Origin of the sequence: Planomicrobium sp. CPCC 101079, from assembly GCF_007859275.1 — a bacterium.
Lineage (GTDB): Bacteria > Bacillota > Bacilli > Bacillales_A > Planococcaceae > Planococcus.
In genome coordinates, this window is sequence record NZ_VOHC01000029.1 from 40,508 (window position 1) to 53,049 (window position 12,542).

Consider the following 12,542-nt stretch of genomic DNA (forward strand, 5'->3'; position numbering starts at 1 on the left):
TCCGTTTTAAAAATGGTGCTAGACCACAAAAATAAAAGTTGAAAAGCTAATTTCCTGGGTACAGGTAGGGAGGTAACTTACTGCTACAAAAGCCTGTCATGAGCCATTTTTGTTTTCCGGGTGTAGCATTTAGTAGTATAATTCGTCATTTATAAAAAAGAAGAATGCTTTTGGACGTTCTCATATACGTGGGCAACATGAATGCGGCTGGTGCTTTCCGCTTCATCCGGATCCCGGGCTTGGAGAGCTTCGAAAATCGCCTTATGCTCTTCAAACGAGAATTTCTTTCTGCCAGGTATTAGAATGCTCCGGAAATGGTAGCGGGCGATTTGATTGCGTATGGTGCTGATAATTTCCACTGCCTGGGGCTTGCGTGACGCTTCGTGAATCACTTTATGGAATTCTACGTTCGATTTGGAGTATTCGTCGAATTTATCTTTTTCTATACAGTCTTTCATGAACGCGAGTATCGCTTCCATCCGCCCGAGCTGTTCATCTGTGATATGGAGGGCAGCGGAGCGGGCGACTAATCCTTCCAGATGCTCTCGAATCTCCAGGTAATTCAAAATCTCGCTCAGCGAGAAGTCGCGGATGTAGGCACCTTTATTTTTTTGGATATCCACCAGATTTTCTTTCTGCAATTGAATGAGCGCGTTCTTGACCGTATTCCGGCTGGCGCCGGTCATCTCGGACAGTTCATTTTCGGTCAGTCGTTGGTGCGGCTTGTAAGTGCCGTTAAGGATATTTTCCTTGATGTATTCGTAGGCACTTTCAGTCCTTGTGTTTACCATATCAATCACTCCTGATTCAGATGCTTATGGAATTGGTTTTGCCGGGCCGATGTCGGTCGCTTTGCTGCCGAACAGCAGGATGGCTCCGGAGATCCAGAACACGCCGGACATGGCCGTAACTTCGGCCACTGCGCCGAATGCCATCGGGGCGAGTGCCTGAGTTAGGCGGTTTGCCGTGAGGCGCAGGCCGAGCCCTTCACCGATGCGGTCATCCGGCAAATAGAGGATAGTTGCCGATATCGAAAGTGGCTGGCCGATTCCAAGGCCCAGGCCGAGCAGGAACGAAATGGCGCTTAGCATGGCCCAGTTCGGGAAAAATGGTAATGCAATCATGCAGATGCCGGAAAACAGGATGGAAAAGACGATGACTCTATTTTTATTGAAACTTTTCAAAAGCTTTGGAATGGACCAGCGGATCAAAATGCCGGCTGCCGCATTGATGGCGACAGCTGCTCCAATCTGTTGGTCATTTAACCCGAACTCTAGGGCGAGCAAAGGGAAATAAGCTGTGTAAATATCTTTTCCGAGCAGGATCAAGATGCTGATCATAAAGGCTTTTCGGATATTCACCGATTTCAGGAGGCCGATCGATTGCCAGACTTTCTTTTTGGCGGCGCCGTTCTTTGCAGACTTGGTGCACGCAGCCGGCAGGTAGAACGCCAGTAGCGTAGAAAGCAGACCGACGCCGCCCAATACACCGAACGCGTAATGGTAACCTGCATTTTCGGCGATGACACCCCCAAGAAGCGGTCCGATAAAGCTGCCGAGCGCCATTCCGATGCTGAATTTCATAATGTTCTTATCCCGTTCTGCTTCGCCGTCGGTTTCCTGCCCGCTGACCAGTGTCTGAGCAGAAATCAGGAAAATAGTATGCAGGAGGCCGCCGAAGAACTGGGAGAGGTAAAGTCCGAGCAGTTGGTCAGAAAACAGCGGAATCATCAATGAGAGCGAGCACAGGAACGTGCTGACGATGATGGGTAGCTTAGGTCCGATCCGGTCTACGTACTGCCCAATTTTGATGGCGAAAAAGAAGGGCAGGAGCGGATAGATTCCAACAATGATCCCGATTTCGAGCGGACTTGCCCCAAGATCATTGGCCAGCAGCGAAACTAAGGGGCGGGTTCCCATTACACCAATCATTAAAATAAGGGAAATAGCTGATATTAAATTGTCAGCAAGGAAACGAAATGGCTTCAAAATTTCCATCCCTTTCTATTGATGTACCACTGGAAATGGCAGCGGATGTGTTTCATCACCACTTTTTGATCAGTCTTCCGTATGGATGTCCTCTTTGTTCAAGATGTTATTTTTGGCCAGCACTTTGAATACGGCAGGGGATGCCAGCCACAAGATCGTGATTATGAACATGACCACGGCCATCGTGCTGCCCAAGAAGATCATGTAATCGCCATTTGAAATCGTCAACGCACGTCGGAAGTTGTTTTCAAGCATCGGTCCAAGTATCAGCCCGAGGACGAGTGGCGCCAGTGGAAAATCGTTGCTCGACAGAAGATAGCCAAGGACGCCGCATGCAATCAGCAGGAAGAGGTCGAACATGGTTACCTGGACCGCATAGACTCCGAAAAATGCGATAGCGAGAATGATCGGTAGCAAATATTTTGGCGGCGTCGCAATAATTTTGGCAAATACGCGAATCAGCGGCATGTTCAGAATCAATAGCAGCAAGTTGCCGATGAACATACTGGCGATTAAGCCCCAGGCGACCTGGGGATGCTTATCGAACAGCAGTGGGCCTGGCTGCACATTGTACATGAGCAATGCACCCATCATGATCGCCGTCGTGCCGGACCCGGGGATGCCGAGTGTCAGAAGCGGGATGAGTGAACCGCCGGAAGCCGCGTTATTGGCAGCTTCGGGACCCGCAACTCCTTGGATCGCGCCTGCTCCAAACTGGCCTTTGTCTTTGCTGACGCTTTTTTCCACGCTGTAGGAAAAGAAAGAAGCGATGGAAGCGCCGGCACCCGGCAGAATGCCGATGAAAAAGCCAAGGATAGAACCGCGAAGAATCGGCATGGAACTGTCTTTCAAGTCTTTTTTCGTCGGGAGGATGCGGTTAATCTTCTGCAGGTTTCCGTGAATATAATCGCGTTCAGCGATAGTTTTCAAGACTTCACCGATGGCAAACAGGCCGACCGCGATGGTCAGAAATTCGATGCCCGAGTAAAGGATGGGCTGATTGAAGGTGAAGCGGGCAACGCCTGTGATAGTATCCACTCCAACAGTCGATAGGCTGAGCCCGGCAACTGTCATGATGAGCGCTTTAATCATCGACTTTCCGGCCAGTCCGGAAACTGTTGCGAGCCCTAGAACGATCAAGGCGGTGTATTCGACCGGCCCGAAACTGATGGCGAGATCAGATAACGGTTGTGCCAGGAAAATCAATCCGATCAGGGCCATGATACCTGCGAAGAACGAACCGATTGCTGATATGGAAAGGGCTTCGCCTGCACGGCCTTGCTTCGCCATCTGGTAGCCGTCAAGCGTCGTGACCACCGATGCAGATTCGCCCGGCGTATTGATCAGGATCGACGTGGCGGAGCCGCCATACATGGCCCCGTAATAAACGCCTGCCAGCATGATGATCGAGCTGGTAGCCGCTTCTTCCGGGCTAAGACCGCCGGTGATGGATGAAGTGATCGGAATGAGCAAGGCAACGCCACTCATCGGCCCGATGCCCGGCAGCACCCCGACGGATGTGCCGATGATTACGCCGAAAAGGGCGAACAGCAGGTTGCGCCACTGAAAAGCGGTTGCAAAGCCCTGTGCTAAAAAATCAAGTACTTCCATAAATTCTCTCTCCTTACTTTAAAAGACTAACCACTCCGGGAAAGGTGGGAGAGTGCCTTTTAACAGACTCACGTATACGTAATAGACAATCCCCGAAAATAACGTTGCGATAATGATCGAATAAACGATTTTACCCCGTTCAAGCAATTGGAAGCCAATGATGAGCAGGAGGAATGTCGACAGAACATAGCCCAATGGCTCGAACAAAAAGACATACAGGATCATCAAACCGACAAAAATAGCGAATTTCCTGTAGTCGAGTGATTTTGTTTTTTCGAGTATACGCTTGTAGCGAAAGGTCTTGACGAGCAAAATGATGCTGAGCAGAAGCATGACTGCCCCTAAAAGGGTCGGAAATGCATTTGGCCCGACGTTGCTGCCGTATGCACTGTGGGTCAGTGTCCGACTTTGGACAATCAAAGCGATGCCAATCCCTGCAAAAATTAGGCTGACAAATCGGTCAACCAGACGATTTTCCATATAATCAACTCCAAGTTCTTCCGGGATTTGAGAGGCTCGGCACAAAGAACGCTGCCACTCTCAGTAAAGAAGAGCGTAAAGGATGTGCCTTGTCTGGCAGACAAGGCACATCAGGTTTATTCGTTTGCCATGCCCATGGATTTCAAGGCATCGGTGATGCGTTGTTCCTGATCCGCAAGCAATTGCTCGAACTCTTCAGAATTCTTATAGAACGGTTCCCAGCCTTTTGCTTCCAATTCAGCTTGCCATTCTTCGGTTTCCACCATTTCTTCAAGCTTTGTTGACCAGAATTCTTTCGCTTCCGGCGTCATTTCTTTCGGTCCGAAAATGCCTCTCCAAATTGCGAATTCTGCATCAATGCCGCTTTCTTTCAACGTTGGTACGTCTTCAAACGGCGCAGGCAATCTTTCAGGTGCATCCACTGCCAATACTTTAATCTTACCGGCTTCCAAAAACTCGCTGACTGATGAAGCTACACTTGCCAAGGCATCTGCATTGCCGCCAAGCAATGCTGTCATGGATTCGGATTTGCCGTCGTAAGGAATGTATTTAATTTTAGCCGCATCCAGGCCGTATTCATTGGCCGGAATCAGGAATGTCAGGTGATCAAGTGCACCCGGTGCAGATCCGCCGGCAACCGATAATTCAGAAGGGTTGGCTTTCATATGTTCGAAAAGCGATTGCAGATCATCGAACTCTGAATCCGCTCCGACTGCAATCACGCCGTAATCCTGGAACAATGCAGCAATCGGTGTGGTGTCTTTATAGCCGTATGGAGTATTTGCTTCTTTTTTCAGGTTGTTGATGAGTAATGTCGGTGAAGAAAGGAATAGTTTATAATCGTCTTTCGTATCCTGGGTGGCGTATTCAGACATGAAGACAGTTCCCCCTCCCCCCGGTTTCGGTTCAACAGTCATCTGCTGTTCAACAAGGCCGGTATCGGAAAGAATTTTCGTAACGGAACGAAGGGCTGTATCGAATGCGCCGCCTGCGCCAGAAGGGGCAATAAAGGTGACTGGCTTTTCAGGGTAGTTTGAAGCTTCGGATCCGCCGCTTGTGGCTTCCCCAGCGGCTCCTTCATTGCTTCCGCTTCCGCATGCTGCCAAGAAGACTGTTAACACAAGAACCAGCATCACCATTATTCCGGACTTAAGATTTTTAACCATTTCAATTCCTCCTTTTTATGTTTGCGATTGAATTGCTTTGATGACGTCCCGGTAGCTGTCAGGAACTTGGGCGTTAAACTGTTCTTTCAATCCCATATCAACAAGTGATTGAAGTACGGTTTTTGTTTGAATAGACATATAAGGTGCGACTTGCGCTTCCTCAAGTGTTTTAATGACTTCTTCCATTTCCGTCACGCGCCGTTCCGCGTGTATGGCAGTCCGGGTAATCAGCAGGTCCGCCAGTTCTTCAAGCGGCTGGCCAGTGAGGGTATTTTCAATGGAAGCTAGGATTTCTTTATCGACATTGAAATGATAACTGGCGTGCATGGTCTCAATTAACAGGGAAGTGAATCCTTTCATAAAGATGCTTCGACACATCTTCATGGCGGAAGCGCTTCCGGCATGCTCATTGACGACGGTAATATTCATTTCAAAAGGAGACATGATGTCTTTGAGTACCGTTGCGCCATTGCCGCTTGCCATAATCGGCACTTGATGGCGGTGCTTAGGCACCGGCTCCATGACAGCACCGTCAACAAATCGACTATTGGCGCCACGGACAGCTTCGTCGATTTGTTTTTTCACTTCGGGTGAAGCGGAATTCAGGTCGACATAAATGTGGTCTTCTTTCAGAAAAGGCGCGACTTCTTGTGCGATGCCCACTGCGAATTTTGCGCTGGTGGCACAGAAGATGATAGCGGCATGCGAAAGGAGCTCCTGCAGTGAACCGACAAGCGTTACCTGCGTCTTGTCGGCGCGAGCATGGATGGCTGGGCCGAAGCGCTCATCATCCTGCATCTTGTCGAAGCTGTATATCTCCTTGATGCCGGCTGAATGGAGCCCATCACATATATTGAAGGCGGCTTCTCCGAAACCGATAAAACCAATAACAGGATTCTTCAATTCAGAATCCTCCTTTCTAGAATGGAATGCTAGAGGACGGCAGTCATTTCGATTTGGACCCGGAGTCCTTCCCGTAAGTCTTGAAGGGTACTATGGCGGGCCGGACGGTTGTTTTCATCTGGAAACATTTTCAGCCATTCCTGGTTGACCACTTTCTTGTATTCGCGGTCTGTGACAGAGACGCTCAAGTGGGCAATATCGTCTGTTGAACCGCCGGCAATTTCTACAATTTCTTTTAGGTAGTGGAAAAGGTTTGCCACTTCCTCCTCGACTTTTTCAGGGACCTCACCAGTTTCGGGATCGGAACCGATAATTGCGGAAGTATAGACCATATTGCCAATTTTAACGGCTGTCGGAATGGGATTCTGGTGATTAGATCCTTTGACATGAAGCACGATACGTTTTGCCATGTTGTACACCTCTTTCGAAAAAATATATTAGTATTTAAGAAGTTCTTCTTCGGTTTCGCAATAGCGGACGCCTTCATTTTCAAGGACGGGGCGCAAGTTGTAGAAGTCCACGCTGATTTGGCCGTTTGCAATTTTTTCTTTTGTCTTTTGTTCTTTTTCCAGGCGTTTATAGGATGCTTCCAAAGTTTGTTCCAGATCCTCTTGCTTCACTACGACGACACCATCGTCATCGGCAAGGATGAGATCACCCGGATGGACACTTACGCCGCCGCATGCAGCAGGGGCGTTGACCCAGCCGCCACGGTTCTTGGTAGTGCCGCGAGATGTGATGGCTCGGCACCAGACAGGAAAGTTCATATCGCGCAACTGGATCGCATCCCGGATGCCGGAATCGATGATGACGCCTTTAACACCTTTTTTTATCAAGGCTGTCACAATTAGCTCACCGATCATGCCTGCTTCAAATTCACCGATGGTGGTGATTACCAGAACATCCCCCGGTTTGCAGACCTCGACGGCTGCATGGATCATTAGGTTGTCACCGGCGGGGCAGGTCACCGTCACTGCCGGCCCAACCAATAAAGTCTCCTGGATGACGGGGATGAAACCTGTCTCCATCAACCCTAATTTGCCTTGCGCTTCGTAGACCGTAGAGACATCGAGCTGTTCGAACGCTTCGATGAATTTTTGATTCGGACGTTTGATGTTTTTTAATACGTATTTCTCCATCAGTTAAATTCACCTCCTACATATGGGAAGAAGCGACTGAAGGCTTCAGCATATTGATATTCATTGTTGCCGGAGCATCTTCTCGCATGATTGCCTCGCAGTTTTGCTTTCGCCCCGTAATAATCAATCAAATGCTTTTGGGCTTTAAAGCAATTCATTGCAGCTTCTTTTTGTTCAAAAGTCTCAGTGATATCAATAATGACCTCAGGCTTGAAGTCGCTAATTTCGGATTGGTGGGGTTCAAAACCGAAAATACGAGCTTGTTTTGCAGTTTGTGTTCCTTCTATGCGTACTCCATTTGAAGTAGAGAGAACAGCCGCATCGAATACGAATTTAGAAACGGTTTCATGATCAGGATTAAAAGCATCACGCGGTCCATGAGTCAATATATGATGAGGTTGGACTTCACGGATTTTTCGAACCAACCTTTCCATCCGTTCCTCGTTAAGAGTCATATGATAATCCTGAAAGTCCCAAATTTCGAAATTGTCGATTCCCAAATGTTTGGTAGCGCTTTCAATTTCACCTTTTCGATGATTTTTCACATTCTCCAATGTTTGGTCATCAATTTTCCATAGGTCATTCGATTCTCCCCGAGCACCATAGCTGAGGATTACTAAATGAACCTTAGCACCGTGTTTGGCATATTTCGCAATCGTGCCACCACCGCGCCAGACAAAATCCGCCGCATGTGCACTTACCACTAAAAGATTCGTTTGTTCGTTAATCATTTTGTTCCTCCTCATCGTCAACAATTTTATTGATAAAATTGTTTAACAATATTGATTACAATGTGAGTGTAAAATAATTCATATTGTCTGTCAATACTAATTTTTCTGATAAATTAACAGGGAGAAGATGATTATTAGTAGAAAATAGCTGTATCAAGCGGTTTTAGGCAAAAAAAAAAAAAACGGACAATGTCCGTATTATAAAAGTAAATTAAAATTGTCTTGGATAGTCTTGCGGACATTGGCAATGTGATTAGTTATCGCTTTTTCCGCCAAGTTAGCATCCCTTGATTTGAAAGCTTGGACAATTTGTGAATGTTCTTGATAAGATTTTTCATTTCTCCCGGGAATGAGAATTGTACGGAAATGATATCTGGACAATTGGGTTTTGATCATATTGATGATTTCGACAGCTTGGGGATTCCGCGCGGCTTGATAAATGACGCTATGAAATTCTTTGTTCAAAGCGGAATAATCATCAAACTGGTAAAGATCGAGGCTGCTCTTCATACGGGTAAGAATCGATTCCAAATTTTCCAATTGCTCATTGGTAATGGAGGCAACGGCGTTTCGTGTCACAAGTCCTTCCAACACTTCCCGTATTTCCAGGAAGTTTAATATTTCGTCCAATGTAAATGATTTAATGAAAGCGCCCCGGTTCTTTTCAATATAGACCAGGTTTTCTCTTTCAAGCTGCAGCAACGCTTTTTTTACCGTATTGCGGCTAACTCCGATGGCCTCTGAGAGATCAGCTTCCGTCAAACGCTGCGAGGGCTTGTAAGTGCCATCTAGTATACGGTTTTTAATATAGTCATATGTATGGTCAATGGGTCTGGTCATAGCAATCCCCTTAATGATGATTTTGTCTTTTCATTATACCTAAATTGTTGAACAATCTCAAAAGAATACAAAAAGGGGTATTGATAAAAAATGACTAGAATTTCAAAGAGGTCTCAACTAACAAAAATATTTCAATTATTTTAAAAAAGACATCTTCTTTTTAAATAGAGAGTATCCATTATTATAATAATTGCTATTTTGAGACCGTCAAGAATTATGTGTAAATAGATAAATTGTTTTCTTGTATGTAGTTCACTAAGCCTGTTTGGACATCTCGGCCAGCTCCGCTCGAGCTTGATTGAATCCTAAGTGGCAGCGGGGGTTATTTGAACATTTAATTAGAGATAATTAAACCATTGATCCATCTTGCATGGGTTGGCGGCTTATGTGCATTGGTTGCTTCTCTTTTGTCATTGGTCAGCTATTGATTGGATTCAAAAGAAAGCTTTTCGGATTCTGAAGCGTATGAAGGGTCAAAAGTATAAGAGGCAATGAGCATTCTGCATTTGGCAGGATGTTTTTTTATTTTTCAGGAATTGTTATGAGTTTGCATATCGTTGGTGTGTCGGAAGTTACACAGATAAAAAATTGAAAGAACTAAAGTAGGGAGGAAAAGAAATATAAGGTTCAATAAAATTCTGATCGCTATTCGAATTAATTGCCTTCCTACTAGAGATTTTAGAATAAAAGCCTGAAAGAAAACGGATCAACCGGTTTTCTTCCAGACTTTACTATTAGAGTTATTTTAAATTAGTGCGTTTTCAAAAGCTTCACTAAAACATGACAATTTTTGCAATCAGCAAAATCATCAATCAAATTTTCTAATTCAAATAAACTAAACAAACTATTTTGAAAATAGATGCAAAAGAGGTTTAAAAGGAAATTTATAGGTAAATATATACTAGTAGATAATGGGTATAAGTAATCAAAAATTTTGAATTATAAGATAAAAGAAATGGGTTTGAGGGGGCAAAAGAAAAAGTTTGGTGAAGGATCGATTTTATTTTTATCTTTATAATTTTGCTTAGTCGATATAAAAAATCGTCAAATGCTAAAAAAGGTGAGAAATACATAATGGATCTAGGAAGGGCATTTAAGATAGAGCAAATAGAAGCTGCGCATGAAATCTACAGATTAAGCATTACCAGCTATCCAACCATTTATTGTTTGTAAGAGGGATAAATCCAATATCAAAAAGGGGCATCGGAAATGCTGAAAAATCAATCTGCGCTTCAAAATTCAACTGCTTATTATTTCAACAGATCAAAAGATACAAACAAGGAAAATGAGTCAACCGTTATTACCTTGTTTGCCCGCTTAACCAGGGAACTTACTTGGGATGATGGTTTCGATACATATAAAAAAATAGAAACATTCTGGGTGGATATAGAGGATATCGAAATGGAAGAAGCAACTGAGAAAATGAAGAGTTTGCCTAACTGCATGCAATACTACAAAATTTCAGAGAAAGTCTTTCACGATCTGTATCAATTGTCAAAAAACTGTCCGAAAGAACTGTACTACGTAACGCCTTTTCATCAAGAATCATTCAGGGAGAAGTTTATTACGTGAATCCACTTTCGGCAATACATAGCTTGAAAACATCCGGTACTGTCGGATGTTTTCTTTTTAGGTAGCAGTGCGGCCTTGCTTATGTGCACAAGAGTGGGACAATCATTTTCTGGGGTTGATAATAAAACTGACATAACTATCGGTGTCTGGTGGCAGGTAATCATTGATGAAAATTGCAGCCTGTTCAATAGACGTAAACTTCCAAAGAAAATCTGTCGCCGTGTCTGAAATATAAAAAGTGTCGGTAGCCTTGAGAAACCAAACTTTCAAGCTCTTGGTTTGCTCTTTATCCACATAAGCCTGTGAAGTATCAGTCCCTAAAGATCTACGTAAAACGGACAGTAATTCAATTATTTCTTTGGGATTCATTTGAACTTCTCCTTTTCTGTGAATGGAAAGGGACTAAGAAAAGTCTGGTAGAATCCATGAAACATTAATGATGTTAGGGGATGTTATGTTCTTAAGGTATTAGGATTGAGGCCAATTTGATCTTTAAAACATTACGCAGCAACTATAAAAAAACCCCTGAAAAATCAGGAGTTAGTAGTAAAATCTTTGGATTCAAGAAAGCTGAGGATAAACGCTGCGGTATTCTCAATCGAATCATTATGCCAAACTTTTTGGACAGCAGGCTCTGAGATTTCAAACGTTCTGGTGCCTGGCAAGCAGCGGACAGACAGAACACGATCTTCATCAGATACGAAAGTCTGGGTGATTCTGGAGTTATTATATTCGCAAATCGTTTCTAAAAAGAGCTTAATGCTTTCAATTTTCATGGCATGGACTTCCTTTCCGACTATGGAAAGTGACTAAGAAAAGTCATTAAGAATCCATGTGATGCAACAGTACAAGCTTAACACGGAAACGTCTTAATAGATAGTTTGCAGGCTTTCCTCAATTATTAAGGAGCAACTGAAATCAATGCAATCGGGACACGGATTTCACTAGTCTGAAATAAATAGTGAGACGGATAATCCTACTCAGTTTTTTCAAACTGTATTTTATGTTTCATATCATCTATTTCCTTGTCTTTTATTGGAAGATTGTCCTTCGATAAACCAATTATTAATCTTCAGCTTTAAAAGAATCTTAAATATAAAGAGAACATAAAAACTTGAAATAATAAGGAAATCAAAATCCTCTTTTATTGTTAGAAGAGGTCGTCTCGGAGAATGTCGCCGCTGGATAAGCTCTGGATACGGAAAAAATAGCTTTAGGAGGAATGAAAAAAAAACCGGCGGACCGCTCAATTACATAGGGTCCGCCAGCTGTTGTTCTAAACTCGTTCATCTTCTTTTTCTCTGATAACTTTTCAAGTCGACAGGTATAGCAATCTTACTTTCTTCCCATTCCGTGATGCTGGCCTTTCCCCAATACAGGGCGGTCAACGCCAAGCTCCGCTAATTCAGCTTCCGCTTCGTCGACGATCGCTTGTGCTTTCTCTTTCGTCGCTTCATCCAAATCTGCAAAAAGATCTTGTTTTTCACGTTTTTCCGGCAAGCTGACTCCTAAAGCTTCCAATTGAGTACGAGCTTCTTCGTGTGTGATAGTACCGGCTTTTTCCTGATCACGGATAGCTTCTGCTTTTGCTTTTGCATCTTCATCCAAGTTAGAGAACAGATCTTGTTTTTCGCGTTTTTCAGGGAGAGCTGCGCCGAGTGCCTCAAGTTGCTCCTGAGCTTCTTCGCGGGTCAAGGTATCTTCTTTCAGCTGTTTCAGGATCGCTTGTGCTTTCGTTTTTGTTGCTTCATCCAGATTCGCAAAAAGGTCCTGTTTTTCACCTTTTTCCGGGACTGTAACTCCTAAAGCTTCTAATTCTTCTGCAACGCGGTTCTGGATCTCTTGTACCTTAGTTTTCGTCGCTTCATCCCATTCTTCGAAACCATGTCCATTTCGTTCTTTTGCTTCTGTTGATGGTGTTGTCGTGCCAGTCGATTCAGCAGCGTATGTGATCGTTCCTCCTATAGCTCCTAAAGTCAAAGCTCCCGATAAAGCATAAGCAAATAATTTTTTTCTCATTGTTTCTTCCTCCTTGAATAGAATATTTTCATTTCCGCAGGATATGGTATAGCGCCATCGCCTCTTTTAATCAGATCTGGGGCTCGCAGTGGT

At 44.4% G+C, this 12,542-nt stretch carries 14 protein-coding genes; 1 reads left to right on the forward strand and 13 read right to left on the reverse strand.

What is annotated here, in order from left to right:
- Nucleotides 1–149: 149 nt before the first annotated feature.
- The 10 genes from FQV28_RS14255 to FQV28_RS14300 form a co-directional block, all read right to left on the reverse strand.
- Nucleotides 150–791 carry a GntR family transcriptional regulator gene (locus tag FQV28_RS14255; protein WP_146497171.1) on the reverse strand — a complete coding sequence of 214 codons (642 nt, stop codon included), beginning with the start codon at nt 789–791 and terminating at the stop codon, nt 150–152.
- 24 nt (nt 792–815) lie between these two features.
- A complete protein-coding gene (locus FQV28_RS14260) occupies nt 816–1,988 on the reverse strand; it encodes an MFS transporter (protein ID WP_186763887.1) in 1,173 nt (390 codons plus the stop codon).
- Between the two features lie 69 nt (nt 1,989–2,057).
- A complete protein-coding gene (locus FQV28_RS14265) occupies nt 2,058–3,599 on the reverse strand; it encodes a tripartite tricarboxylate transporter permease (RefSeq protein ID WP_146497173.1) in 1,542 nt (513 codons plus the stop codon).
- An 18-nt stretch (nt 3,600–3,617) separates the two neighbouring features.
- Nucleotides 3,618–4,079, reverse strand: coding sequence for a tripartite tricarboxylate transporter TctB family protein (locus FQV28_RS14270; RefSeq protein ID WP_146497174.1), 462 nt, complete (start codon nt 4,077–4,079; stop codon nt 3,618–3,620).
- 116 nt (nt 4,080–4,195) lie between these two features.
- The gene (locus tag FQV28_RS14275) at nt 4,196–5,245 is read right to left on the reverse strand and encodes a tripartite tricarboxylate transporter substrate binding protein (protein ID WP_255472964.1); all 1,050 of its coding nucleotides are present in this window, start codon (nt 5,243–5,245) and stop codon (nt 4,196–4,198) included.
- A 15-nt stretch (nt 5,246–5,260) separates the two neighbouring features.
- Nucleotides 5,261–6,148 (reverse strand): NAD(P)-dependent oxidoreductase, encoded by an 888-nt coding sequence (locus tag FQV28_RS14280; protein ID WP_146497175.1) that lies wholly within the window; start codon nt 6,146–6,148, stop codon nt 5,261–5,263.
- A 29-nt stretch (nt 6,149–6,177) separates the two neighbouring features.
- Nucleotides 6,178–6,558, reverse strand: coding sequence for a RidA family protein (locus FQV28_RS14285; RefSeq protein WP_146497176.1), 381 nt, complete (start codon nt 6,556–6,558; stop codon nt 6,178–6,180).
- Nucleotides 6,559–6,585: 27 nt separating this feature from the next.
- Nucleotides 6,586–7,287, reverse strand: a complete 702-nt coding sequence (locus FQV28_RS14290; protein WP_146497177.1) for a 4-carboxy-4-hydroxy-2-oxoadipate aldolase/oxaloacetate decarboxylase — start codon at nt 7,285–7,287, stop codon at nt 6,586–6,588.
- On the reverse strand, nt 7,287–8,018 hold the full coding sequence (locus FQV28_RS14295) for a PIG-L deacetylase family protein (protein WP_186763888.1): 732 nt from the start codon (nt 8,016–8,018) through the stop codon (nt 7,287–7,289). The genes FQV28_RS14290 and FQV28_RS14295 overlap by 1 nt, the downstream gene beginning before the upstream one ends.
- Before the next feature lie 198 nt (nt 8,019–8,216).
- Nucleotides 8,217–8,858, reverse strand: coding sequence for a GntR family transcriptional regulator (locus FQV28_RS14300; RefSeq protein ID WP_146497178.1), 642 nt, complete (start codon nt 8,856–8,858; stop codon nt 8,217–8,219).
- Nucleotides 8,859–10,067: 1,209 nt separating this feature from the next.
- Here FQV28_RS14300 and FQV28_RS14305 point away from each other — a divergent pair.
- Complete coding sequence (locus FQV28_RS14305; RefSeq protein WP_146497179.1) at nt 10,068–10,430, forward strand: hypothetical protein; 363 nt, start codon at nt 10,068–10,070, stop codon at nt 10,428–10,430.
- Nucleotides 10,431–10,532: 102 nt separating this feature from the next.
- On the opposite strand, the gene FQV28_RS14310 is transcribed toward FQV28_RS14305, so the two are convergent.
- The 3 genes from FQV28_RS14310 to FQV28_RS14320 all read right to left on the reverse strand — a co-directional run bounded on the left by FQV28_RS14310 (nt 10,533) and on the right by FQV28_RS14320 (nt 12,449).
- Nucleotides 10,533–10,799, reverse strand: a complete 267-nt coding sequence (locus FQV28_RS14310) for a hypothetical protein (RefSeq protein ID WP_146497180.1) — start codon at nt 10,797–10,799, stop codon at nt 10,533–10,535.
- 164 nt (nt 10,800–10,963) lie between these two features.
- Nucleotides 10,964–11,206, reverse strand: coding sequence for a hypothetical protein (locus FQV28_RS14315; protein WP_146497181.1), 243 nt, complete (start codon nt 11,204–11,206; stop codon nt 10,964–10,966).
- A 559-nt stretch (nt 11,207–11,765) separates the two neighbouring features.
- Nucleotides 11,766–12,449 carry a hypothetical protein gene (locus FQV28_RS14320; RefSeq protein WP_146497182.1) on the reverse strand — a complete coding sequence of 228 codons (684 nt, stop codon included), beginning with the start codon at nt 12,447–12,449 and terminating at the stop codon, nt 11,766–11,768.
- Nucleotides 12,450–12,542: the final 93 nt, after the last annotated feature.